The organism is Marvinbryantia sp. (assembly GCF_047017445.1).
Classification (GTDB): domain Bacteria; phylum Bacillota; class Clostridia; order Lachnospirales; family Lachnospiraceae; genus Marvinbryantia.
Genome location: NZ_JBKXTT010000001.1, coordinates 437,843 through 462,640, shown reverse-complemented (window position 1 = coordinate 462,640; position 24,798 = coordinate 437,843). Strand labels below are relative to the sequence as shown.

Here is a 24,798-nt window from a genome sequence, read left to right as displayed (position 1 = left end):
CAAGAAAACAAAGTTCCCTGCGGTGGTTCTTACCGATGTCGGATTTCTGCCTGAGAAGTCAGGAGATTTTCCGACATGCTTTCGTGATGATTTTTCTGGTTCTGCAGCCATTTCGGAAAGTCAGCTTTTTCCATAACCGATACCAGTGTACAGTCCTTTAAGCCAAGCTGTGTCGTGTAGTAGGAATCACAGAAAAAGCCGCTGTCATCTGTCAGAACATAAGTACAAAGTGTATCCAGAATCTGTTTAAACTCCAGATTGTCATAATCCCGGATACGTCTTTGAGGAAGTTCCCTGTCATATATTTGACTGAAACATATCACGCAGTCACGATAGAGGGGCAGGGCATTTTGTTTTACATACTCCCGAAGCATATAATTAAGCGGTTCATGGAGAAATGCAGTGTTTGTGTGGACTCTTCGTTTCGGAAGCAGTCCGGGAAGCGTAATGGTGAGAATCCCCTGCTGTTCTGCAATCCGCATTCCCTGTGCATCTGCCGCTTTGGGAAGATAAGCTGCTTGATTTGGGGAGAGAGCCGGACAGACAAGGTTACGCATCTGGCAGGCAATCCGCTCCGCCCGAAGAGCAGCACTGACGCTCAGTTCCTCAAAATTTTTATCATAATTCTGGATATCAGTGACCTTCAGAGCGTAAACGGTATTCGTCAGTTTTTGCAGCTCCCCTTCCAGTTTTTCAAGCCGCTGGTAAATGGTTGGTGTATTTTGCGTCATAATAACCTACTTTCTCATGTAGTAACTGACAGCACCGGATTCATTTACAAGGCAGTAAGCGGCTACATCATCAATGGTGATTTTGGCAGCCTGGCTTTCGGATTCTAAGACAATCAGGCGTTTGGAACCATGTGATGGGATACTTTCCATCACATGATTGATCAGAGCCTCCTGTTCTTCACCGATATAGATGATTTCGTATTGTTCATCTTGCGAAAAGAAATTGAGCTTGATTGGAAATTCGCCACTGGTGTGGTATACAACACCTTTCTTAAAATCCAGCAGTACCCAGAAGCATGTAATTATAGCATAGTCAGGATTCTCAGCAGACTGCTGGCTGTCACAAAGAAGGTCATGCTCTTTATCGTAAATGATGCGCCCTTGTTTGATGAGGCTGGTAATCAATGACTTGATAGACTGCTCATGTCGGGAGAAAAGTTGTAAAACCTGGTCATACCTCAGAGTATGGTAAGTGGTAATGAACCGTAAGAGCTTGGCTCCCTCTCCTTGATAGATTTCGTTCCTTGTTTTCATGATTGACTCCCTTCTATATATAATAGGAAACTTTATACATATGGCTGTACGTACAGGATACGTTTGGTATTGTAAGTATAGTGTACGTACAAAGTACATAGAACCTGCTGTCAGCGATTGAATTTACAGGTACAAAAAAAGCACCATCTATGGGTGCTGGAAATAAGGAAAACTATAAGCAATACCTATTGTAGCATGGGTAATTTTACGCTTCAATCGCAGAAGCAGGTCATTTCTGTGCCATTTTCACTGGTTGGCATAAAAAAAGCAGGAAACCATTTTGATTCCCTGCATGGTGTATTGTTGTGCTTTTGTGTAGTTCTAATGATTACTTGTCTTTATAAAATGCTTCGAAAGCTTGTGCGAAGAATTCGGCTGTACCATTGCCGTATTTTTCATCTATCATAGGTTTGATTTTTTCATTACGGTAATATTGAGCCTGTGCAACCATCAGACCGTGTTCTTTCTTTATCTGTGAAAGTTGTTTCATAAGAAAACCGTATTCGGAAACAAGTTCTCTTACTTCAGAAGAATCTGGTGAACATACTTTTTTAGCTGCTAATTTGTATAAAAGATTGTCAAATTGTTGGTTGTAACTTTCTGCAGCCTCTTTGCTAATAGGATTGTTGGCAACAGACAGGAATTGCTCTTTTCCTCCATACCACTCAACAACTTTAGCATAGCCTTTCTGCATTTCTTCTGATGAAACTGTCTTAATATAATGCTTTTTCCATTCTTCAATGCTTCCAAACTCTTTTACAGCAAGTTCTTTCATATTGTCAGGCATATGTTCAAACATAGTTTGGAACATTTCTTCAACTTCCGTTTTACTAAAAATCGCAAAATCCATTTTATTCTCTCCTTTCAGGATATCATCAATGCTGGCAATCAGATGTTCCATACGTTCTTTCTTTGCTACCAACATTTTTCTCTGCATTTGCAAGATCTGGTTCCTTTCAAGAGCAGGATTCTCCAGAACAGCTTTGATTTCTTTCAAAGGAATGTCAAACTCACGGAAAAACAGAATCTGCTGTAATATTTCCAATGCCCTATCGTCATAAAGCCGGTATCCCGCATCACTTTTTTGTGTTGGTTTTAAAAGCCCGATTTCATCGTAATAGTGAAGCGTGCGAACGCTGATACCTGTAAGTTCTGATATTTCTTTGACTGTCCTCATAGTTGCTGACCTCCTGTTCCTGATAAGATAACTGTACGCTATGACGTTCCGTGAGAGTCAATATATATTTTGCATTTTTTAGTATAACATTTTTATGATATTACGAAAAGCCGAGGAGATAGGCGATATGTATTACTCTGGAAAGAACTTGTTGAGCGTATCCAATGTCTCTTTTGCAGTAAATCCCCAAAGGATGGTACTGAGTGCTTCAATCGCAGCCCTGCGTTTCCGGTAATAGGTGCGGTAGGAAATATTGGTGATGTGGTGAGCCAGCTTATCCAATATCTCATCTGTATTTTTCATTTCCTGTGGAGAGAGAAAAGCGTAGTAGAGAATCCAGTAATACTGTTCCCCATGCTTGTGATTGTTCCGGAGGAGATCGATGGATGATTCCAAAAGCTTCAGCATCTGGTTGCTTCTGGCAATACTTTTTGCCCGTTGTTCGATGTCGCTTCCGGTAAGATCAGCCCCGGCAGCATAGATGGAGTCCAGAAATTTGTCGATGTCATTGTCGTATTGGAGCTTAAACTGGTGCTCCATCTGGTGTACGACTACCTTCAGGCTGTAGGTTGCATCCCGGTATCTGCGTAAAAACTGATAGGTGTCGTGAAAACGTGGATCTTCTTCGGGTGAAGGAAATCCCTGTGTATTGCGGTTTGCCATGTCTATTCCCCCCCTTTCAGTGCAGAAGGCTCTGCCACGGCAGGCATCTTTTGGGCAGACTCATCCCCTGGACTTACGGACAACTCAAACCGATAAGCGGCATTTCCGTAGGGACAGATAATATTTAGAGTAAATGTATTAAATATATCTTTGCAGGCTGATAATGGAGATAATATATAGCGGGTTTTGGAGCAGTGGCAACATGGAATCCCTTGTGAATCCAATAGTTCTGCGACTTTTTGCACGATAAATTTCATGTGTGAATCTGGAACGCAGGAATCATTTTTTGTAACGGTGATTTGTGAGTCTGTGACAGTTTCTGAAACGCTAACAGAAGCAGAATCCTCAATAGTGATTTCTTCAGGTACATGGATTGGTAATTGCATCTTCATAGCGATCTCCTCCTTGTCAATCATAACGTCGCTGATATTAAACATCACGGACAGGTAATTGTTGAGATAAATTACGCTTCCGTGTTTTCCTGTAAATGAGATAAGTGTAATGTATTCTTTTTCCTCCAGTTTCTTCAAGAGTCGTGATACCGATGCCTTTGACAGACTCCACCTTTCACCCAGTTCATTAAAGCTGGTAAGGGGATTTCCGGTATTATCCCGGTAATAGACAATGGGACCGGAATCAGATCCCAGGACAGAGGAATCGTTGTAAACTGCATGAATCCACAGATCCAGAATAACATCCATTTCCGAGCATTTTCCAATGCCAATTAGTTCGTGAACTTTGGCAATCGGGAAAAAGAAAAACCCTGTATCTTTTTTACAGGGATAGTTGTATTCCAATACGGTATTGTCTTTGGGCCAGTCTGATATTTTGAATTTGACCAGGCGGTTTTTGCCGAGAAGAGAGTAGGTAATGTAATTCTGCTCTTCAAAAAATCGAAGGATGGACAACGCTTGATGTTGGAAACGGCAGCGAAACCATTCCTGAAGATCTGTGACTGTGCAGATCCACTCTCCTGGACCAATGGTATAGGTAATGTGTTCCATCCGGCGGTAGGATGTGCGGTAATTTGCATAGGAGCATAATACCAGATAATAAAAAAGAAAAGAGCCCCCGGTAGTTCGGATGCTCTTGGTAGTGATTAAAGTTTGTATGAAGTCACGGTAAATGCGACAGCGTGGAAATTCCACGATTTGTTTGAGTTCTAATTTGTAATTCATGGTGATCTTCCTTTCAAAGTATATTTAATTGTAATCGGACTTTTCATAGTGTTGGTATCAAGAAGAAGCCGATGGAAGTATAGCAAGTAGTCGTGTCACTCATTGCATTTTTATTGCATTTTTAAAATTTAGATTATGTGGCTATGTTGCTCTTAACTGGTTAAAAAGCCTTTAAAATCGTCTATATGCGTTAATACTCCGTACTGTCTGTCTGGAGTTTGAATAAGTTGAAATGCTGAAAGAATCCAGTGTTGATGCAGGTTTGCGGCACTTCAAGAGGTCTTTTGTCTAAAGGAACAAACTTTCGTACAACATAGGCCCTCCGGGTTGGAGGGCTATTTTTCTGCAAGTCTTGAAAAAGCCTTATTCTGCGGGCATTTCCGCACTTTCTTGCTTTCTTTGGTCTAAGATCAAATACCGGATACTCGTGGAAAATTTGATTTCTCAGCCGTGGCGGAGGTCATGCCCGGACTAATGAACACCCTTGAATATTGTCGTGCAGAGCAGAATAACCGCTAAAAAGTTTACCCGCTTGAAAGTATGCCATAATAAACATTTTAGCGCCAACCGCTGTACTTTTGCGGCTGGCGCTTTCTCTTTATTCTTCTGCGTCCCGGTTGGCTTGGTAGTAATAGCCGTGGCCGGTTTTCTCGTCGTCAAAGGTAAATTCGCATATCTCGTTATACATGGAGCCGTCCCAATTAAGAATATAAGTCTGCATATCATACGCAAAGGATTTACAGATTTCAGACTTGCAAGGCGCGTTGGTTCCCTTTTCCGTCCAGGCATGGCGACAGAGCTTGGTTTCCTCATATTCCTCAAACTCGTCCGTATAGTAAAATCTTGTATAGCCCTTCACTGTTTTATAGCTGGCAAGTTTGCGGCGGAGATTTGTCATTGTCCGATAGCTGGCGGAATGGCATTTCTTTTCTCCGTTGATTACGGTATAGCTGTAACTTTCCGGGCGGGAAGGCTTTTCAAATTCATTTCGATCTATTTCCATATAGATGCCTTTCTTCTCACATTGTTGGCGGACATACCGGAGAAACTGCGCAAGGGTTACATTGTTACGTTCAATTTCAATACTATAATTAGCCATGGTGTGGGCCTCCTTAAAGATATGTTTTATTTCTGTGAGTGACAGCTTACACACCACCGGTCAAAAAGCAAGCTCTAAAAGGCATAAAACATATCTTTATTTTCGGAAAATCTGAGCAACAAAACCTGCTAAGAAAAGTCAATAGTTTTTTGCAGATTTTTAGAATATTTTTCTTTTATAAAATTAGGTACAACAAGTAGACTGTCATTTAGGCAGCCTTTTTGCAGTCTTTCATTTTGATATTTATTTTATATCCGTATAGACTTCTTTAACTCGTGCGTAATATATTCTGAGAAACTTATTCAGCCCTGCTATTTTAGCAGCTTTTTTTGACTTGCCTTCAGATTCTTTTTTGACTATATACTGGTAAACTGGATCATCTGGCCTTGGGTGCGTTTTTATGCATCTCATGGTTTCATAGCCGACTTTACGCAGAGCCGCCGACCCACGTTTAGTTATCTTTCGATTAGAACCAACAAATTGCCCCGATTCATAAGGCGGAGTATCTATTCCCGCATATGCTATTAAAGCCTTTCCGCTATGGAACCTCCTGACATCACCAATTTCAGCAATTAGCTTTGGCGCCAGAACTTCTCCCACGCCTCCCATTCCCCTCACAACGGAATATTCCGGCAGGCTCTTTGCTAATTCCTGCATTCGTGATAAGATTATGCTTAGAGTTGCATCAACTTCTTTGAGCACTCGGACCGCTTCAGTTACCAGCATTTTGACGGATGGGGTTTCTGAAGATAAGGTAGGAATGCCTTCACGGGCCAGGGCATATATGGCTTTCGCCTTGTCCTGGCTCTGATGGTATTTCTTTTCTTTTGCCCAGAACGTGTACTGCTTTATAAATTCTGTTTCACTAAGACATGTGATAGTATCATAGTGCCAAAACCGTTCAACAAAATCACTCAATTTATCCTTTCGGTTTCCTTCATTCCAACTTGCAAGCATCCCCTTGATTCCAGGCATTGTATAATCCAGCAAATGCGTCAATTCATGCAGGGACATGATATGCAGTTTCATATAGTGCCTATATTGCTGTCCCAGCATCTTAAGTTCTCCATACACATCACCTGATGCTTTGAACTCTGCCATCGTAAACCAGTGCTCAATGCCGTAATTAGCAATAATCCTGGAATCTATCTTATCTGTCTTTGCCTTTCTAAGATCCCCGCTGCGGTATACTTTCATCAAGTATGGATTAATAACAGCTACAAACAGTCCTTTTTCCTGTAAATAGGTAAGGACTGGAAGATGATAGATGCCAGTTGCCTCCATAACAACTTTTACTTCATCGTCAAACCTTAGAAGCATAGCCGCGAGTTCCCCCAAATCCTTTTCTACATGGGAGATGTCGAACGGCCTGCTGACAATTTCCCCACAAGGTTTCAGTATGCATACCGTACTTTTCCCTTTTGCCACATCAATTCCTACACTGATCATAATAACCTCCTACAACCTTGGTAAATTTTTATTAGCAATCAGTAAAACCATCCACACTTATTACGATTCAGTTTAGTTCGTTACACGAAAGCTCTCATAGAGTATCAACCTGCCTAAGCGAATATTTATAATAAGGGGTTGGTTGACGGTTTTATTGACGGATGTTAAAAATCCAAAAAAGCCCATGCCATACCAACTGCTTCCCCTATTATAATAAAATAAGTGCAGATGTCAGAGTTAATTACTCTCTAACTACTACACTTTTATGGTACTAAAAGCCCCGCCGAAGCGGGGCCGCTGTGGTTGTATTATGCTGCAGTAAAGCCCTGTGCCGCAAGGACCTCGATCAGTGCTTTATTTGCCGCGCCGGTCAAGGTTTCGTCTTTGCCGATGGTGTAACCTTCTACCATGAAGGCATAGGTTGGAGCTTTCATGTACTTCGGTTTTGCGCCGATGAAGCCGCCTACTGCCGCCGCAAGCTCTTTTCTGCGTGGGCCTGTTACGTTGTAGAAGATTTCCATGGTACCGGATTCCTCGCCGGGTCCTTCCGTGGCTGCCTGTTCCTCGATAGGCTCGGCGCTTTCTTCTGCCGGTTTCTCCGACGTTTCTGCCTCGGCTTTGAACAGGGCTGCAAATACCGGAGCCTCCGGGATAATGGCCAGTGCCGTTTCCTCTTGGGTTGCAGCTTCCGGGGATTCCTCCACCGGGGCTGCTTCCTGTACCGCCTTCGCGGCTGCCTTTGCTGCCGCTTTCGCCGCGCGGGTTACTCTGGCCCTTGCCTCCGGGAATACCTCCGGCAGCACGCCCGGCTCATAATGGATTTCAAAAGTGATCTTCCCGTCCATGTGTACGTTGAAATGGAAGTTGGTCATTTCCACCTCTTTGAGCATATCCGGCAGCTCAATGTTCTTGTACCTCTTAACTTCCTTACCCTCTACCATGAGGCAAACCGGAACCGCGTCCCTCAATTTCGCTGTGATTTTTCCTGTCTTCATAATGTTTTCCGCCTTTCGTATTTTGATATTTTGTACTGGCTGCTTGCCTTGTGAGTGACAGCTTACGCATTTTTGGTGTGAAAGCAAGCCTTTTTTTGAAGAAATTTCTCTTTTTTTCACCGGTACAAAAGCAACGAAAAGGGTCAGCCGTGGCGGTTCGTCTGGCCGGTGGTATCGGTATTTTATGCCCGCTTGAAAGGTTCTCCACAGTCCCCGCAGATTACATTGACCTCGCGCGTTGCCTGGATAATCGTACCGCAACAGGGGCATACATATTTGATACTGCGGTTAATGAATTTCTTACTGCCACCCTTGGAGCCTCCCTCTACCGTCAGACGGCTGGCATTGATACCGGTCTCGCCCAAGGCTTCCTTGATCCAAGCCTCCGCCTCCGGGGCCAGTGTCGTAACTGTCCAGCTGTATTTGGCGTGTTTCTCAATATGGAGGCCGTGGGCCTCGGCGGTGACCTTAAACTTCATGATGTGGTAATAGCCGTTGTTGCTTACGTCCTGTATATCATGTTCCAAATTGTAAAGGTGGGCCATTTCATGTAAGAGAGTGGCAGCCAGCTCGAAGATAGGCCGGTCAAGGTACTCGGCACAAAGGTTGATTTCCCGGTACTTTTCACCTTCTGCGTTCCAGATTTTTTGAATACTGCACCAGCCGTATGCGCCGCGTCCTCCGTCCGGGGATACGGTGATGGCCGGGCGGGTAAGCTCGTCATGATAGAAATGCTCATTAAACAGGTCGAACATTTCCTCGGTTTTCTTTACAATTTCAGATATTTGAAGCATTGCTGTGTCCTCCTTAAAATTATCTTTTAATTCTGTGTGACACAGCTTACACATTTCCGGTGTAAAAGCAAGCTCGAAATAAAAATATGAAAGTTTTTCTGAAATAGGTGCTTGACAAGAATCCGATTTCAGATTATAATGAATCCGAAATCAGATTTTAGGAGGCGGGATGCTTGGATGTAAAAGAAAGAAACGAACTGAAAGAATTTAATATGCTCTATAAGGAGGTAGACGAACTATATCACCGAATTGCATTAGAAATAGGACTGTCTGACAGCGCCTTTTTTATCTTATATTCGATAGCTGAATTTGGAGATGGCTGTCTGCAAAAAGATATTGCAGACAACTATTTTATCAGCCGGAAAACAATAAATTCTTCCATTAAAAATTTGGAATCAAAGGGATTTATTGAGTTGAAAAAGGGAAAACGGCGGGATATGCACATATATCTCACGCAGGCAGGACAAAAATTTGTTGAGGAAAAAATGATGCCGGTATTTGAACTGGAAAATAATGTGTTTGAAGAATTTACCAAGGAAGAACGCCAGCAGCTTATACAACTGACAAAGAAATACGTTATGTTGTGCCGCGAAAAGATAAAAGAAACATATCATTTGTCATCGGAGGACTTATAGCCGCAGCTATAAAGTCGATTAGAAGATGTCGGGTGCGCTCGGTTTAGAATGACCGGGCGCATATTTTATTTACGCGAGCAACGAGCCAAACGAATATGCTTGCATATTCACTTGGCGACTGCCGCGATAACGAGAGAAACTCGCAAAGCGTGTTTCGTCTCGTCTAATAGGAGGATTTCAATATGCAGATTATTACAATCAGCCGTGAATTTGGAAGCGGCGGCAGAGAATTAGGAAAACGTCTTGCAGAATTATTGCATTACGATTATTACGACAGGGAAATCATTACTGCTATTGCAGAGAAAAAAGAGTTGAACGAGCAGTATGTGGAACAGGCTTTAGAAAATCATGAATGGAGAAGCATTCCTTTAACATACCGGCACTCTTTTGCTGGTATCCAGACCTTACAGCAAATGCAGATCGAGCTATTGATAGAGCAGAGCCGCATCATTAAAGAAATCGCCAGAGCAGGGAAAGACTGTGTGATTGTGGGCAGAAACGCCGATGTGCTGCTTGAGGAATATAAACCTTTCCGGATTTTTGTGTGTGCCGGGATGGATGCTAAGATCTGTCGGTGTATCGAACGCTCAGATAAAAATGAGGCGTTATCACGAAAAGAAATGGAAAGCAATATACGGCGCATTGACAAGAACAGAGCAAAAATCTGTGAGATGCTTACAGGCAGCAGATGGGGTGATCGTAAATCCTACCATCTTGTAATCAATACCACAGACTGGAATATTAAAGAATTAGCACCGGCAGTTGCAGGATTTGTTTCCTGCTGGTTTGGGAGGTAATTTATGCACATTCAGATTTCAGACCACTTTAACTACAATAAGCTGCTGCGCTTTGCGCTTCCATCCATTATCATGATGATTTTTTCATCGCTGTACAGCGTGGTGGACGGCTTTTTCGTATCGAATATTGCAGGGAAAACATCTTTTGCAGCAGTTAATCTGATCGTACCTGTCATTATGATCTTAGCTTCCAACGGCTTTATGTTCGGGGCTGGCGGAAGCGCTTTAATATCAAAAACGATGGGTGAAGGAGATCATGATAAGGCACAGCGCCTATTCTCTTTGTTTGTATATTTTATTGCAATCAGCGGGATTGTGATTTCCGTTGTGGGATATATTTTTATACGCCCGATTGCCGTTTTGCTGGGCGCGGACGGCGTGCTTTTGGAGGACTGCGTATGCTACGGACGGATTTTGCTTTGCAGTATGCCTTTTTATATGCTGCAGTTTGGTTTCCAGAGTTTTTTTGTGACTGCCGGGAAACCGAATCTTGGGCTTGCGGTAACGCTGATCTGCGGTATCACGAATATGATTTTAGATGCCCTGTTCATGGCTGTTTTCTCATGGGGAATTGCCGGAGCGGCTCTCGCGACCGCAGTCAGCCAGGTATTAGGCGGAATCATACCGCTGATTTATTTTGGCAGGGAAAATACAAGCCTGCTTCGTCTGACAAAGACAAAGTTTGATGGAAAGGCCCTGTTAAAAGCCTGCACCAACGGTTCTTCTGAACTGATGACCAATATTTCTACTTCGGTTGTAAGTATCCTGTATAATGCCCAGCTTATGAAATACGCAGGAGAAAACGGGATTGCTGCATACGGCGTACTGATGTATGTCAATATGATTTTTGCCGCTATATTCCTTGGGTATTCCACCGGAACTGCTCCGATTGTGAGCTATCATTTCGGTGCAAAAAATCATAGTGAAACAAAAGGGCTGTTGAGAAAGAGCATCCTCATTATCGCTGTTTTTTCAGTATGTATGTTTGTTTTGGCTGAGATTCTGGCAACTCCTTTGTCTAGAGTTTTTGTCAGTTATGATGCGGAACTTCTGGCAATGACAATCAGAGCTTTCCGGATTTTCTCCTTTTCATTCCTGTTTGCCGGTATTGCAGTCTACGGTTCCGCCTTCTTTACTGCATTAAATGATGGGCTGACTTCCGCAGTCATTTCTTTCCTCAGGACTTTGCTGTTCAAAATACTTGCAGCTTTGATCCTGCCTGTTTTCTTGGGAATCGACGGAATCTGGACATCGATTGTTGTGGCAGAGGTGGTCTCCTTTTTTGTGACGATTTTATTTATTCGTCTAAAGAAGTCAAAATACCATTATTAAGAGTAACAGCTTGGAGGAAAGATGTTATACTAGCGGGAATGTCCCGGAGATACTGTCAGACCGATAAAATATATAGAATATAAATGCGAAGATTAAAAGGTGAAAATAGCTTATGGACAGAATTGAAAATTTATTGGAGAAAACCTGTTATATCATGGATTTCCTCCCCGAACAGGTAAAAGAAAACGCAGGGGGACAATTTTTTGACGTGGAAAATTATCTGATAAAGAGCGATAAGTACACGGCCTTTGTGGAGAAATTTAAGGGTATCATTTTGAAGCTGATGTGTTATTATCATACATCTATCTTCTGGAATAAGTGGGTTGATTATCCCCAACCGGAAAAGGTTGCAGAAATCATCGGTGAAATGTCAGAACATCATTCGGGGACATTAAATATGTTATTCCCGCAGGAGAATACACTACTGGTCTTTGAATGGGGCGACTTGAATTTGTCCGTATATAATCCGCCGGAACAGGTACAGACAATTATGAAAAAATTAGCTTCCTCCGAAGGCCTGTTCTGGCGAAAGACATAAATACTTATTAAAACTGCTAACGAGGAGAGTTATATGCTGAAATTGATTAAATTTTTGTCACCATATAAAGGGCAGGTGACAGCCATGCTCATTTTACTTTTTCTACAGGTACTGGGAACCTTATATATCCCTACTTTGACGGCTGATATTGTCAATAATGGTATCGTGGCCGGAGATTTGAACCATATCTGGAAAACTGGCGGTTTTATGCTGGCAGTGGCTGTTTCCATTGTCGGGGTTTCTCTGGCGGGAACCTATCTGTCAACCTCCATATTTTCCAGAATGGGCAGGGACATCCGCAACGCATTGTTTGAAAAATCCCAGTTGCTTACTATAGACCAATTCAACCATTTTGGCCCGGCGTCCATGATTACGCGCAGCACGAATGATATTATGCAGATTCAGATGGCTTATATGGCGGGGACAGAGATGATACTCCCCGCCCCTGTTATGACGATAGCAGGTCTTGTACTGGCTTTTTCCAAAAGCCCTTCACTGGCAATGGTCATTGTGATCGCCATGCTGATCGTTTGCATTTTTGCCTTCTTTCTTACTCAGAAAGTGATGCCGCTGTTTTCAAAGCAGCAGACTCTGCTGGATAAGATTAACAGGACTTTAAGGGAAATGTTGACGGGTATCCGGGTAATCCGTGCGTTTAACCGCTCCGGATCTGAGCAGGAGCGCACAGACAAATCCTTTGCCAATTATGCGCAGAGTGCTATCCGTATCAATAAAATTTTTGCTGTGATGATGCCGGTTATTATGCTCATCATGAATATCTGCACCGTTATTATTTTAGCAAACGGCGGCCAGCAGGTTGCAGATGGCGCTATGAAAATCGGTGACATTATGGCCTTGACCGAGTATGCCATTATGATTCTGATGTACCTCATTATGGGTATTATGGTATTTATGGTATTTCCAAGGGCACAGTCCTGCGCTAATCGTGTCAACGAAGTGTTGGCTGTCAATACGGATACCGCTGTGAACCAGCAAAAGCCCCGACAGCACCAGGCGAAAGCCAAGCTGGAATTTCGCAATGTTACTTTCCAGTATAAAGGCGCAGAAGAACCGGTACTGAACAATATCAGTTTTACGGCAGATATTGGGAAAACCACCGCTATTATCGGCGGCACTGGCTCCGGGAAATCCACCATAGCAAACCTGATCCCCCGCTTTTACGACATCCAGAGCGGCACCATCCGTATAGACGGGGTAAATATCCTGCGGATGCCGAGACAGGCACTTCGTGATAAAATCGGTTTTGTGCCTCAGAAGGCATTTTTGTTCAGCGGAACCATTCTTGATAATTTCCGCCACGGGAAAAAGGATGCGACAATGGAGGAAATCCGTCACGCCGCGCAGATCGCACAGATTGATGATTTTATCGACGGTCTTGAAGATGGGTACGACACCCGCGTGGCCCAAGGGGGCAACAATTTTTCGGGTGGTCAGAAGCAGCGCCTTGCCATTGCCCGCGCCCTTGTAAAAAAACCGGAAATTTATATTTTTGACGACAGTTTCTCGGCGCTGGACTTTAAAACAGACGCAAAACTGCGGGCTGCGCTAAAAAAGGAAACAACCGGTTCCGCTGTTATTCTGGTCGCACAGCGTATCAGTACGATCATGGATGCAGACCAGATCGTCGTTCTGGACGAAGGCAGAATTGCCGGGATTGGCACACATAAAGAACTGATGCAATCCTGCACCGTTTACCAGCAGATTGCACATTCCCAGCTCAATGAGGAGGAATTGGCATGAGTATGGAAAAAGATACCCGTGAAACAACGGCAGATACTTTTGACAGCGACATGAGTGCGGAACGGGCGAAAAATGCCAGAGGTACGTCGCTTCGGCTGTTCAAAAAACTGATGGGGCAAAAATGGAAAATACTGATTGTTGTTATCAGCATTATTTTCAGCTCCCTTTTTAACATTTTATCCCCGAAAGTGATGGGGACTGCAATCAACGATATTTTTGAAGGTGTAAAAAATTCGCTTGCGAACGGACAAAAGTTTCAGGTGAATATGGAAACGATGGGAACTGTCCTGCTGGGGCTGTTGGGACTCTACTTACTGTCATCCCTGTTTTCTTATATCCAGCAGAATACGATGGCAAGTGTTTCCCAGACATTAACCCTTACCCTTCGCCGGGAGATCAGCGCCAAGCTGAACCGCCTGCCTTTGCGTTACTTTGACAGACATAAGAAGGGGGAGGTATTAAGCCGGGCAACCAGCGACCTTGAAAAAATAGCCGATACACTGCAGGAGGGGTTATCCCAGTTGATTACTGCATTTTTTGGCATTGTCGGCGCATTTATTATGATGCTGTCCATCAGTCCGATGCTCACGTTCATTGCATTAGGCACAATATTCGTCAGTCTGGTCGTGGCTGCACTGGTATCCGGCAGAACACATCATTATTTTGCTGCCAATCAGGAAGCACTTGGACGGCTGAACAGCAGCATTGAAGAAAATTTTACCGGGAACCTTGTAATAAAGGCATTTAATCTGGAACAATCAGCGGTAGAAAATACAAAAATACTCAATGAGAATTTGTTCCGTGCCAGTAAAAAGGCCATGTTCATGAATTATATGATCAGCCCGGTTATCCGTCTGATCAATCAGTTTGGTTACGTGGCGGTTGCAGTCGGCGGCGCTTTGTCCGTTATCCGGGGTACGATTTCCATCGGGGATATTCAGGCGTTTATCCAGTATGTCAATCAGGCATCAGAGCCGGTTACGCAGATCTCTTACACTGCGAACTCCCTTCAGGGGGCTATCGCGGCGGCAGAGCGGGTATTCCAACTGCTGGATGAAGAAGAGGAACTGCCCGATGTGGAAAGAACTGTAACAATTACTGAACCGAAGGGGAATGTCAGCTTTGAACACGTCCGCTTCGGCTACAGCGACAACCATATTTTGATGCAGGACATTTCCTTTGATGTGAAAGCGGGAAGCAAGATTGCTATTGTCGGCCCTACCGGTGCCGGAAAAACTACGCTGGTCAATCTTCTGATGCGCTTTTATGAAATCCAGGGCGGCAGAATTACGATTGACGGTGCGGACATCTCCAAAATGACACGCGGCCATCTGCGTTCTTTAATGGGAATGGTTTTACAGGACACATGGCTGTTTGGAGGCTCCATCCGGGACAATATTGCTTACAGTAAAGAAAATGCTTCGGACGGGGAGGTATACCGGGCAGCAAAAGCTGCACGTGCCGATCATTTCATCCGTACTATGCCGGATGGGTACAATACCATTTTGAGTGATGAGATTGCCAGTCTGTCCCAGGGACAGCGCCAGCTTCTCACTATCGCACGGGCGATCCTTGCTGATCCGGCCATCCTTATTCTGGACGAGGCCACGTCCAGTGTGGATACCCGTACAGAACTGGAAATCCAGAAGGCAATGGATGCGCTGATGAAAGGCCGCACCAGTTTTATTATTGCTCACCGGCTTTCGACCATCCGGGATGCTGACCATATTTTGGTGATGAAGGAAGGGACGATTATTGAACAGGGGAATCATAACGAGTTAATGAAGCTGGGTAAATTCTATGCCGATCTTTACAATAGCCAGTTTGCTGCCAAGGCTGGATGATAAAAAGGATGCTTTATTTTTCCTGTTAATTTAGAACAAGCTCGCAGAGCAATGAGTCCAGTAATCTGTCTACACAGATGTCTGGCTCATTGCCGCGAGAGTAATAAGAAATTTTTTTGAAAAGCATAAAAATGTCAGGGAGCATATGCAAAGATCTATGAGAGGCTAAATTTTAAAGAACATTGTAAAATTTATACAGGTTGAAAAGAGGTATCACAATAAGACCCCATAAATGAAATCTGGCACCCTGCGCCAGGATGCCAGACATGCGCAGAACCGGATTGGCATATATCCTCTGGATTTTCTTGTATGTGCTGCCATTACGTGCCTTTTCCGGTTCAAGGAGCAAATCCCACAGCCCCGGTGATAAAGAGATTTCTGTGTTCAAAAGGGATTTCCTTCATCCTGGGCCTTCATCTGGGTGCGGAATGCAGGTTTCCTGTACAGTAGAATCACGGTTTTCTTCATACTGGAACAGAGGTTTCCAGCCTCTGGAATTGCGGTGTAAAACTGTCCGAAATACTCAATAATTATGCAATGCCTCACTGCTGGTTTTCTGCAATGATGATATGAGATTGTGGGAAATCTTTGAAATGTTAATTAACAGCGGTCTGGACCAGGTGCGGGATATTCCACTGCCTCATCAGATGGATAGGAGTGTTTATAACACCGATTTAGCATATCAGCAAGCCCCTGTTAGAGATGCGCCAAAATAAGTGCAAATAAGGAAACAGGTGATTTTATAATTGCTCAGATCAGCTTTTCCATTTCAATAAATGTATTCAGGATATGTTCTGTCAAAACGGAAGGACTCTGTTTCATCCCGGTGCGGACCCAATAGATGAGAACAGACCAGAGGCCGCCCTGGGTGAAGTAGAAGGAATACTGGCTGAATTCTGCAGTTTCTGACAGGGTATCCGGCAGATTTTTTTGCACCCGGTGGCCCACATGATGATAGATCATCAGCTCCTGGCTTTCTCCGAGAAAGTGCAGAAGACGGTGTCTGTCCAGCAGCATGAGGAAATCTTTGTGTCCGTTCCAAAACTCAAAATAAGCCAGACAGAAGGAGCGGGGCGTTAGCATGCCTTTCTGGTTTGTCAGCTCCGCCATCTCCTGCAGCAGTTTCGCGTAATACAGACAAAGGATATCGTCTTTGGATTTAAAATACCGGTAGAATGTGCGCCGGTCATACTGCGCCCGTTCGGAAAGCTCAGAGACGGAGATCTCTCCATAGGGCTTTTCTTCCATCAAAGTAAGCAGGGCGTTAATAAAGTATTTCTGGGCACGGTTTAGTGTTCTGTCTATTTCTTTATCCATTTTGTACCTCCAATGTTTCTCCTGTCCAGCTATGTCACAAAAACGCCGATTTGTAGCACTTTTCCGCAAGGCATTGACAAAAAATCAAGGCTATTATATCATAACTGCAGTGATGTCACAAGTGAGACATTTATTTTTTGAGATATAGTTAGTTTTGGCTAACACGGAGGGAAACGATGCAAAAAGAAAAGGTTCGAAAAAAGACCGGGTTTGCCCGGCTGATGGAATTGGCAGGCAAAAAGAAACGGAAATTGACCGTGGCCTGCACACTGTCCGTACTGTCGGCGGCGGCACGGATGGTTCCGTTTTTTACGATCTATGGAGTGATTTCCATACTGATTTCTGCGCGCCTGGATTTATCAAAGATATCGCAGGGCCCTATTGGGGCATTAGCCGGAATTACTTTGGTATCTGCGCTGGTCTACGGCGTCTGTGCCTATGTCTCTTCGGCACTGGCCCATACGGCGGCCTATGATGTGATCTATGAACTGCGGATCAGGCTGATGGATAAGCTGGCGAAGCTGCCTTCCGGGTATTTCACCGGAACTACCCAGGGCAGCATCAAGAAGATCATGTCAGATGATACGGAGCAGATAGAGGTTTTCATTGCCCATCATCTCTGCGACATTGCGGCGGCGATTGCGACGCCGGTGTTTACGCTGCTGTATCTTTTTTTCATGGACTGGCGGCTGGCCCTTGTTACATTGATCCCAATCCTGATTTCCTTTATCCTGCTGGGGATTTGTCTGGCCCGCCCGGATAAAGCGGCTCTGCAGGTGGAGATGCACGACGCTCAGGAAGCCATGCAGGGAACCATCGTGGAGTACATACACGGGATGGCCGTGATCAAGATCTTTAACCGGAGTCTGAGCGCTTTCCGGCGGTATGAGGGTGACATTGAGCACTTTGTAAAGGCGGTAGAAAAGACTGCGAAGGCGAATGCCTGGCCCATGGCAGCTTACTATGCCTTTTTTGGAGCGCAGCTTTTATTTCTGCTGCCGGCCGGGGTTTTACTGCTGCTGCGCGCGGATAGCTATTTGGGATTTTTGCCAGTTGTCTTTTTGTTCTTCTTAGTAGGAAGCGGATTGAAGGAACCCATTGAGAACATGATGCAGATGGTGATTGTTTCCGGCAAAATCATTGAGGGAGTCAATCGGATGGACGGCATCCTCCGGGCACAGGAAATGAAAGAGGGGATTGGCCTGGTACCGCAGAACTATGATGTGTCTTTTGAGGATGTTTCCTTTTCCTATGTGGATGGCATCAAAGCAGTGGACCATGTGTCCTTTGAGATGAAGCAGGGGAGCGTGACTGGTCTGGTGGGATCCTCCGGCGGCGGGAAGTCCACCCTGGCGCAGCTTCTGCTGAGGTTTTATGAAACAGGAGAAGGAAAAATCAGGATCGGTGGTGTTGACATCCGGGATATTTCCCAGGAACAGCTGACTCACATTGTCTCCTATGTCTTTCAGGAGAGCTTTCTGTTCCACGATACGGTGGAGAATAATATCCGCATGGGCGATCGGAGTGCATCCATAGAGCAGGTGGAGGAAGCAGCGAAAAATGCAGGGATCCATGAGGTGATCATGCGGCTTCCGCAAGGCTATCAGACGGTGATCGGAGAGAAAGATGCATATCTGTCCGGCGGTGAAAAGCAGCGGGTAGCGATTGCCCGGGTGTTTCTGCGCAATACGCCCATCGTGGTGCTGGACGAGGCCACCTCGTCCCTGGATCCGGAGAATGAGGTTCTGATCCAGCAGGCCATTTCGGCACTGGTAGAGGAAAAAACGGTGGTGGTGATCGCCCACCGTTTGCAGTCTGTCAGCAATGCCGATCAGATCGTGGTACTGGAGGATGGAAACGTAAGCGAAACCGGGACTCATGAGGAGCTTCTTGGGAAAAAGGAAACCTATTGCAGGCTCTGGCAGGAGCAGCAGAATGCCGGAAGCTGGCAGATAAAAGCATAAAATGGAGGGAGAAACAATGAAACAGAACAGCAGTCAGAAAATGCAGGGAAAGGATTATATCACCTGCGGAATTTTCAGCTTATTATGCATGGTGTCCATGGTGCTGGCGGCCATTACAAACCTGTCGGGCTATACTGCCGTCTTTTATCCGGCGGTGGCAGCGTTCTTTATCGGAATCCTGTACGTTATCATGACCGGCAAGGTACAAAAGGGCGGCAGAGGAGAAAACTGTGCGGGATGGTGATGCAGGATGTTAATTGCCAGCTTTTTTCTGACTGTGTGGAAAACGAATGTATGTTGGGAAATCCGGGAATTACCCGGGAGACGGTTATGGAGATCCTAAAGGAGATGGGACTCTTGCCTTGTCTTGGGATGCACCCGCAGAGTCTGTCCGGCGGACAAAAGCAGCGTCTTGCCATTGCGGTCGCCTGTGCAGCCCGAAAACAGTTTTTATTGTTGGACGAGCCTACCAGCGGATTGGACTACCGTAGTATGCTGGCAGTGGGGGAGGTCCTGAAGCGGCTGGCAGGAAAAGGCGTGCTGGTATTAGTGGTTAGTCATGACAGAGAATTTTTAGAGACAGTCTGCGACCGGCTGTTTTATATGGAAAAGCAGTAAAAAAATGGCTGAAGATGCGTATGTTTATATGGCAGGGCAAGGAGGGCACTGCCATATATAGCGATTTATCTGTTTCCCATGATGAGGCAGGAGGATTTATAGTTTATCTTTAATTACATAATAATTACCGCACAGAATGTCCGTCAAAAGTCCGGCCAATTGTTCTGATGGAATTGGCTGAGGGTCTTTGAACCAGTATATGACTGTGTGGGCGATCGCACCAGTGAGAAAGGCTGTTCCATACTTATAGGTGTCACCGCTGATCCTGGGACTTACTTGTTCTGCAAAAATCTGAATGACTGAGGCAAGCTCGAAATCAAGAAGGTATTCCAGATTCTGCGAGATCATTAAATGAATCATATTCTGATGCCTGTGGAATGTTTTTACTAATTCTTTCGTGATATCAGAAAGGGAAAGCGGTGATTTTGCTTTCAGCTCATCCATCATCTCCAGATAACATTTCTTTATACAAAAAAGAATGATATCATCTTTCGTTTCAAAGAAATTGTAAAATGTCTGACGTGATAAATCAGCTTTCTGGCAGATATCTTTTACGGTAATCTTTGCATAGGGCTTTGTTTTCATCAGAGTAAGGAGGGCATTGATCAGCCATTCTCTGGAATTTAAGGCGGTAGGGTTATTTCCTTCATACATTGACATATTCTCCGTTTTGTACAAGTTCATTTCAAAGTATTGACATTGATGAAATCTGTTCGTATTATATAACAAACATTGACAAGTGTCAAAGAAAAGGAGATGTAAATAATGGAGATGTTTTTGACTTTGTTAAGCGGAATCTGCTGGTGCGTTGTCTATGAAGAGTGTATCAGGCTTGCTTTGAAAGATAAAACATATGCGATGCCATTCTGGGCGCTGGCCTTAAATATTACCTGGGAGGGAATTTATACATATTATGACCTGCGGGCCGGGGGCGGTGTTCAGGGAATTGTAAATGTGTTATGGTTCTGCCTGGATGTGGTAATTCTTGCACTGTATTTCAAATATGGCAGGAAACATCATGAGGCCGACAGCGACGCTTTGTTTTACCTGTGGACCATCCTTGGAATAGCTGCAATGTTCTTTGTACAATTGGCTTATGTAAAAGAATTCGGGCTGGAGGGACGTTTGTCCGCACAGTATTCTGCATTTGCGCAGAATCTGATCATGTCGATTGCTTTTATTCATATGCTTGTAAAGCGTGGGAATACAAACGGGCAAAGTGTGCTGCTGGCAGTTGCCAAATGGATCGGAACTCTGGCTCCAACGATCACAATGGGTATTATGTCTACGAATTATGTAGTGCTGGCATGCGGTTTGTTGTGTACCGTATATGATCTCATTTATATTGCGCTTCTGTACAGAGCGAAAAAGAGCGAAAAGCTGGAGAAAGTGCAATGAAAGCCGGGATATGTCCATTCTTTTTATGATTGGCTTATCTCATTGGCTGTATCAGCCACTTTTTTCAACAGTTCGAGAAAATTTCGTTTTTCAAGATCAGTAAGCTTGCCCGTAATGTCATCTATCCAGTTTTTGTGGATTTCCCTTGCCTGCGGAACCAGGGCAAGGGCTTTATCTGTCAAGGTTACACGAAAAGAGCGGATATCATCCGGATTCACAGATTTTGTGATAAAACCATCTTTTTCAAGCCGTGACAGCATTTTTGCTACCGTGCTTTTATCCATTTCAAGGTCACGGCAGATTTCTACCTGGGACATCTGTTTATGGTCATAAAGGCAGAAAAGGAACATCGCTTTTGAGCTTGACAGACCTAATGGTGCAAGCTTTGCGTTGACACTCATATTCATTTTCCGGTATAAGGTTGAAATATCTTTCGGAGTATCCATGTCACTACCTCTTAATCTCAAATATAGTTGGCTGTTCAACCCACATTATAAAAGGAAAAATCAGGTAAGTCAATAAATAATTACTTTTCTTGCCAAAAATGAGCGTATGTTATGGTTGACAATCAGTGAGATGCTTTGTATAATAGTTGGCGTGCCAACTAAAAGGGTCCGAAAGGGACTTGAATTTTTGCATATATGGTTGGCATGCCAACTGTGATGAAGAAAGGGAGTAGAATTTATGGAAGCAACAAAGAGTAATTCTTATTTTGAAACGGCACCTATTGGAAGGCTGATTGCCAGATTTGCTATTCCGAGTGTGATTTCTCTTCTGGTGAACGCACTGTATAACATTGTCGATCAAATATTCATAGGAAGAGGTGTTGGTTATCTTGGAAACGGTGCAACCACCGTAGTATTTCCTATTACTGTGATAGCAACCGCTTTCGCATTGCTGATCGGTGATGGAAGCGCAACTTTTCTGAGCCTGAAACTTGGTGAAAAGCAGGAGGAGGAAGCAGGAAAAGGCATCGGAAACGGTATTGTCATGCTGATTATAACAAGTGTGATCATGCTTGTCATATTCCTGGCGTTTTTTAATCCTCTGCTTACTTTATTTGGCGCAACAGAAGCCACACTGCCATATGCACAGGAATACGGGAGGATTATTATAATCGGATTACCGTTTATGATTCTTTCGACTGGATTAAATTCCATCCTTCGCGCAGATGGGAAACCTCAATTGGCTATGTTTTCTATGCTGCTGGGAGCCGTGGTGAATACGGTCTTTGACCCGATGTTCATATTTTTATTTCATTGGGGCGTAAAAGGCGCGGCGCTTGCAACAATTCTCGGACAGATCATGTCATTTCTTGTATCGGGAATTTCTGCCTTTAAGCTAAAGTCCGTAAAGCTGAACCGTAGTAGTTTTCACATTGACAGAAGAATCCTCTGTCAATGCCTTACTCTTGGGGCTTCCAATTTTATCACTCAGCTTGCCATTGTAATTATGTCAGCTCTCTGTAATAATCTGATGACTAAGTATGGTGCAATGTCCAAATATGGCCCGGAGATTCCCATGACTGTCCTGGGGATCGTGCTGAAAATAAATCAGATTCTGCTTGCCGTTCTTGTGGGCATATCTGTCGGAGCACAGCCGATTTTAGGGTATAATTATGGCGCGGGCAACATGAAGAGAGTGAAGAAAACATATGGGGTTATGCTGACGGCATCGCTGATCTTCAGCGCAGCAGCTTTTGTGGTATTTCAGTGCTTCCCCCAGAGTATTGTGAATGTCTTCGGTTCCGAAAGTGAATTATATAATGAGTTTGCAGTGAAAGCTATCCGTACATTTCTTTTGATGTGTATTGCAACAGCGTATCAGGTTTCATCCGGATTCTTTCTGCAGGCAATCGGTAAGCCGGTACCGTCCATGTTTTCCGCACTTTCCAGACAGCTGATCTTTTTTGTGCTGGCAGCGCTGATATTACCGCGCTTTTTGGGAGTGGAAGGAGTTTTGTGGGCCGGCCCGATCGCAGATTTCTCTTCGGCAGTTTTGACACTGCTGATGGTAATTTATGCAATGAAAGGAATTCAGAAAAGAGAAAAGACATATTGACATTTTCAGTAAAAAGTAGCGATTAAACACGATTGCAGCCATTGGTTGGTTGCACTGCAGCGGTTGTTTCTGAAATCCTGTGTGATTCTGGTATTATGATCAGGTGGAGGATTTTATCCGCAATGGAAATTCCCTGGATACGCCCCGGGAAGAACTCAAAAATTTTTTTAAAATCCCTCTAAAAGGGATCCATAAGCAGCCCAAAATGTGAGGCCGCTTTCGCTGTCTATTATTTTTAAAGCCAGCGAAAGCGGCCTTTGGATTGTAAGTATAACAGTATGACAGAAACTCTTATCAATCATACAATCGCGGTGTGCGTTCAATGACTGGCGGTGTCAAGAGGGAATATTTCACAAAATTATACTTTATAAGCCATTTATGATAATGTCCTAGTATACCACATATGAAAATGTCCCGGATGTGGTAAAATATCCTCTATCTATTTTAGATTGGAGGAAATCATTATCAGAAAGGTAATACTTACAATGGATGAACAGAAAAAATACGAAGTGATCAAATCTCTGGCAGATCACCCGGATGGGAATAAGGACAGGGCTGCCCTCACCCTTGGCTGCACCAAACGCCATATCAACCGTATGCTGGCTGGATACCGCAAAGAAGGAAAGGCTTTCTTTATCCATGGCAATAGGGGACGTAAACCGTCCACCAGCATCCCTGACGAGACCCGCAATCGCATCATCGATCTCTACCTTACAAAATATTTTGATGCTAATTTCCAGCATTATTCAGAACTCCTTGAGGCCCATGAACACATCTGCGTCTCACCTTCTTCTGTAGCTAAGATCCTGGAAAGTAAATATATTCTTTCTCCGAAAGTTACAAAGGCCAAGAAAAAGCGTATGGAAAAGGAGCTTCAGGATAAAAAGAAAAGTGCCTGCAGCCTGAAAGAAGCCGCTGTGCTCCAAACCAATCTCGTAGCGGTTGAAGATGCTCATTCAAGACGTCCAAGATGTGCTTATTTTGGGGAACTGCAGCAGATGGACGCAACTCCCTATGAATGGATCCCCGGGCAGGTATGGCACCTCCACCTGGCTATTGACGATGCTACCGGCCGGGTCACCGGAGCCTGGTTTGACACGCAGGAAACCTTAAAGGGCTACTATCACGTATTCCACCAGATCCTGACCACCTACGGCATCCCTTACAGGATCTTCACAGACCGCCGTACGGTATTTACCTATAAAAAGAAAAACTCCCCATCTCTTGATGAGGATACCTATACCCAATTCGCTTATGCCTGCAAGCAGCTTGGTGTTCAGCTGGAATCCAGCAGTGTCCCGCAGGCCAAAGGCCGCGTAGAACGCCTCAACCAGACACTACAGTCGCGCCTGCCAATCGAATTACGATTAGCAGGGATCACGACCATAGATGCTGCCAATGAATTCCTCCACTCATACATAAAAGAATTCAATGAGAAGTTCGCGCTTCCCCTTAATGGTATCAAATCTGTGTTTGAAACGCAACCGGAAAATGAAAAAATCAACCTGGTTCTCGCTGTCCTGACAGAACGGACCGTGGATTGCGGGCATGCGATCCAGTTCCGGCACCGCCATTACCGGATGCTGGACGCCAGAGGGAAACAGGTACATTACCGCAAAGGCACAAAAATAATGGTTATCCAGGCTTTTGACGGAAGCCTTTTCTGCTGTGTCAATGACAAGGATGTCCATGCACTGGAGGAGATCCCCGAACATATGGAAAGATCCCGGGATCTGGATGCAGACTATCAGCCGCCCAAAGCAAAAAGACATTATATTCCGCCAATGAGCCATCCCTGGCGCAGCAAAACTTTCCAGAAATTCGTAAAGACACAGGAGCACCATCTAATGGATGACGTTCCAGCATAAAAAGCAGCAGAAAAAGATGATAGGTATATACCTACCGAAAGGAGA

The 24,798-nt window shown here is 44.4% G+C and carries 24 protein-coding genes; 12 read left to right on the top strand and 12 right to left on the bottom strand.

Annotated features, from left to right (window positions below; all coding sequences use genetic code 11):
• Positions 1-29: 29 nt before the first annotated feature.
• The 9 genes from ACLU9Q_RS01995 to ACLU9Q_RS01955 form a co-directional block, all read right to left on the bottom strand.
• Positions 30-731, bottom strand: a complete 702-nt coding sequence (locus ACLU9Q_RS01995) for a DUF6100 family protein (RefSeq protein WP_005333541.1) — start codon at positions 729-731, stop codon at positions 30-32.
• A 6-nt stretch (positions 732-737) separates the two neighbouring features.
• Positions 738-1,265: a DUF5697 family protein gene (locus tag ACLU9Q_RS01990; RefSeq protein WP_005333543.1), complete on the bottom strand. Its 528-nt coding sequence runs from the start codon at positions 1,263-1,265 to the stop codon at positions 738-740.
• A 328-nt stretch (positions 1,266-1,593) separates the two neighbouring features.
• Positions 1,594-2,442 (bottom strand): MerR family transcriptional regulator, encoded by an 849-nt coding sequence (locus ACLU9Q_RS01985; RefSeq protein WP_005333545.1) that lies wholly within the window; start codon positions 2,440-2,442, stop codon positions 1,594-1,596.
• 132 nt (positions 2,443-2,574) lie between these two features.
• Complete coding sequence (locus ACLU9Q_RS01980) at positions 2,575-3,105, bottom strand: hypothetical protein (protein WP_005333547.1); 531 nt, start codon at positions 3,103-3,105, stop codon at positions 2,575-2,577.
• A gap of 2 nt (positions 3,106-3,107) precedes the next feature.
• Positions 3,108-4,283, bottom strand: a complete 1,176-nt coding sequence (locus tag ACLU9Q_RS01975; RefSeq protein ID WP_023921589.1) for a MarR family transcriptional regulator — start codon at positions 4,281-4,283, stop codon at positions 3,108-3,110.
• A 598-nt stretch (positions 4,284-4,881) separates the two neighbouring features.
• Positions 4,882-5,382 carry a hypothetical protein gene (locus ACLU9Q_RS01970; RefSeq protein ID WP_308594365.1) on the bottom strand — a complete coding sequence of 167 codons (501 nt, stop codon included), beginning with the start codon at positions 5,380-5,382 and terminating at the stop codon, positions 4,882-4,884.
• Between the two features lie 243 nt (positions 5,383-5,625).
• Entirely contained in the window at positions 5,626-6,831 is a 1,206-nt protein-coding gene (locus tag ACLU9Q_RS01965; protein WP_296832919.1) for an IS110 family transposase, read from the bottom strand.
• A 308-nt stretch (positions 6,832-7,139) separates the two neighbouring features.
• Entirely contained in the window at positions 7,140-7,826 is a 687-nt protein-coding gene (locus tag ACLU9Q_RS01960) for a hypothetical protein (RefSeq protein ID WP_296837837.1), read from the bottom strand.
• A 182-nt stretch (positions 7,827-8,008) separates the two neighbouring features.
• A complete protein-coding gene (locus tag ACLU9Q_RS01955) occupies positions 8,009-8,620 on the bottom strand; it encodes a SprT-like domain-containing protein (protein WP_296837840.1) in 612 nt (203 codons plus the stop codon).
• 173 nt (positions 8,621-8,793) lie between these two features.
• Between ACLU9Q_RS01955 and ACLU9Q_RS01950 the strand changes: the two genes are divergently transcribed.
• The 6 genes from ACLU9Q_RS01950 to ACLU9Q_RS01925 all read left to right on the top strand — a co-directional run bounded on the left by ACLU9Q_RS01950 (position 8,794) and on the right by ACLU9Q_RS01925 (position 15,527).
• Entirely contained in the window at positions 8,794-9,255 is a 462-nt protein-coding gene (locus tag ACLU9Q_RS01950) for a MarR family winged helix-turn-helix transcriptional regulator (RefSeq protein ID WP_296837842.1), read from the top strand.
• A gap of 182 nt (positions 9,256-9,437) precedes the next feature.
• Entirely contained in the window at positions 9,438-10,052 is a 615-nt protein-coding gene (locus tag ACLU9Q_RS01945; protein ID WP_296837844.1) for an AAA family ATPase, read from the top strand.
• A 3-nt stretch (positions 10,053-10,055) separates the two neighbouring features.
• A complete protein-coding gene (locus ACLU9Q_RS01940) occupies positions 10,056-11,384 on the top strand; it encodes an MATE family efflux transporter (protein ID WP_296837847.1) in 1,329 nt (442 codons plus the stop codon).
• Positions 11,385-11,496: 112 nt separating this feature from the next.
• Positions 11,497-11,922: a hypothetical protein gene (locus ACLU9Q_RS01935; RefSeq protein WP_296837849.1), complete on the top strand. Its 426-nt coding sequence runs from the start codon at positions 11,497-11,499 to the stop codon at positions 11,920-11,922.
• Between the two features lie 33 nt (positions 11,923-11,955).
• The gene (locus tag ACLU9Q_RS01930; protein ID WP_296837852.1) at positions 11,956-13,683 is read left to right on the top strand and encodes an ABC transporter ATP-binding protein; all 1,728 of its coding nucleotides are present in this window, start codon (positions 11,956-11,958) and stop codon (positions 13,681-13,683) included.
• A complete protein-coding gene (locus tag ACLU9Q_RS01925; RefSeq protein WP_296837854.1) occupies positions 13,680-15,527 on the top strand; it encodes an ABC transporter ATP-binding protein in 1,848 nt (615 codons plus the stop codon). Before ACLU9Q_RS01930 ends, ACLU9Q_RS01925 begins: the two co-directional genes overlap by 4 nt.
• Before the next feature lie 750 nt (positions 15,528-16,277).
• Here the strand turns inward: ACLU9Q_RS01925 and ACLU9Q_RS01920 are convergent.
• On the bottom strand, positions 16,278-16,844 hold the full coding sequence (locus tag ACLU9Q_RS01920) for a TetR/AcrR family transcriptional regulator (RefSeq protein ID WP_296837856.1): 567 nt from the start codon (positions 16,842-16,844) through the stop codon (positions 16,278-16,280).
• Between the two features lie 176 nt (positions 16,845-17,020).
• Between ACLU9Q_RS01920 and ACLU9Q_RS01915 the strand changes: the two genes are divergently transcribed.
• From ACLU9Q_RS01915 to ACLU9Q_RS01905, 3 genes are read left to right on the top strand one after another with little or no spacing between them, the layout of a single operon-like run.
• Positions 17,021-18,808, top strand: a complete 1,788-nt coding sequence (locus ACLU9Q_RS01915; protein ID WP_296837859.1) for an ABC transporter ATP-binding protein — start codon at positions 17,021-17,023, stop codon at positions 18,806-18,808.
• 16 nt (positions 18,809-18,824) lie between these two features.
• On the top strand, positions 18,825-19,052 hold the full coding sequence (locus ACLU9Q_RS01910) for an MptD family putative ECF transporter S component (RefSeq protein WP_296837861.1): 228 nt from the start codon (positions 18,825-18,827) through the stop codon (positions 19,050-19,052).
• Positions 19,046-19,426: an ATP-binding cassette domain-containing protein gene (locus ACLU9Q_RS01905; protein WP_296837864.1), complete on the top strand. Its 381-nt coding sequence runs from the start codon at positions 19,046-19,048 to the stop codon at positions 19,424-19,426. The genes ACLU9Q_RS01910 and ACLU9Q_RS01905 overlap by 7 nt, the downstream gene beginning before the upstream one ends.
• A 96-nt stretch (positions 19,427-19,522) precedes the next feature.
• Here ACLU9Q_RS01905 and ACLU9Q_RS01900 read toward each other — a convergent pair whose 3' ends face one another.
• Positions 19,523-20,080 (bottom strand): TetR/AcrR family transcriptional regulator, encoded by a 558-nt coding sequence (locus tag ACLU9Q_RS01900; protein ID WP_296837867.1) that lies wholly within the window; start codon positions 20,078-20,080, stop codon positions 19,523-19,525.
• 111 nt (positions 20,081-20,191) lie between these two features.
• On the opposite strand from ACLU9Q_RS01900, the gene ACLU9Q_RS01895 reads away from it, so the two are divergent.
• Complete coding sequence (locus tag ACLU9Q_RS01895) at positions 20,192-20,824, top strand: hypothetical protein (RefSeq protein WP_296837870.1); 633 nt, start codon at positions 20,192-20,194, stop codon at positions 20,822-20,824.
• Between the two features lie 23 nt (positions 20,825-20,847).
• Here the strand turns inward: ACLU9Q_RS01895 and ACLU9Q_RS01890 are convergent, their stop codons facing one another.
• On the bottom strand, positions 20,848-21,270 hold the full coding sequence (locus tag ACLU9Q_RS01890; RefSeq protein WP_296837874.1) for a MarR family winged helix-turn-helix transcriptional regulator: 423 nt from the start codon (positions 21,268-21,270) through the stop codon (positions 20,848-20,850).
• Between the two features lie 238 nt (positions 21,271-21,508).
• Here ACLU9Q_RS01890 and ACLU9Q_RS01885 point away from each other — a divergent pair, with 238 nt between their 5' ends.
• Together ACLU9Q_RS01885 and ACLU9Q_RS01880 are read left to right on the top strand one after the other, a co-directional pair.
• Positions 21,509-22,885, top strand: a complete 1,377-nt coding sequence (locus ACLU9Q_RS01885) for an MATE family efflux transporter (protein ID WP_296837877.1) — start codon at positions 21,509-21,511, stop codon at positions 22,883-22,885.
• 485 nt (positions 22,886-23,370) lie between these two features.
• Positions 23,371-24,753 carry an ISNCY family transposase gene (locus ACLU9Q_RS01880; protein ID WP_412624485.1) on the top strand — a complete coding sequence of 461 codons (1,383 nt, stop codon included), beginning with the start codon at positions 23,371-23,373 and terminating at the stop codon, positions 24,751-24,753.
• The last annotated feature ends 45 nt before the right edge of the window (positions 24,754-24,798 follow it).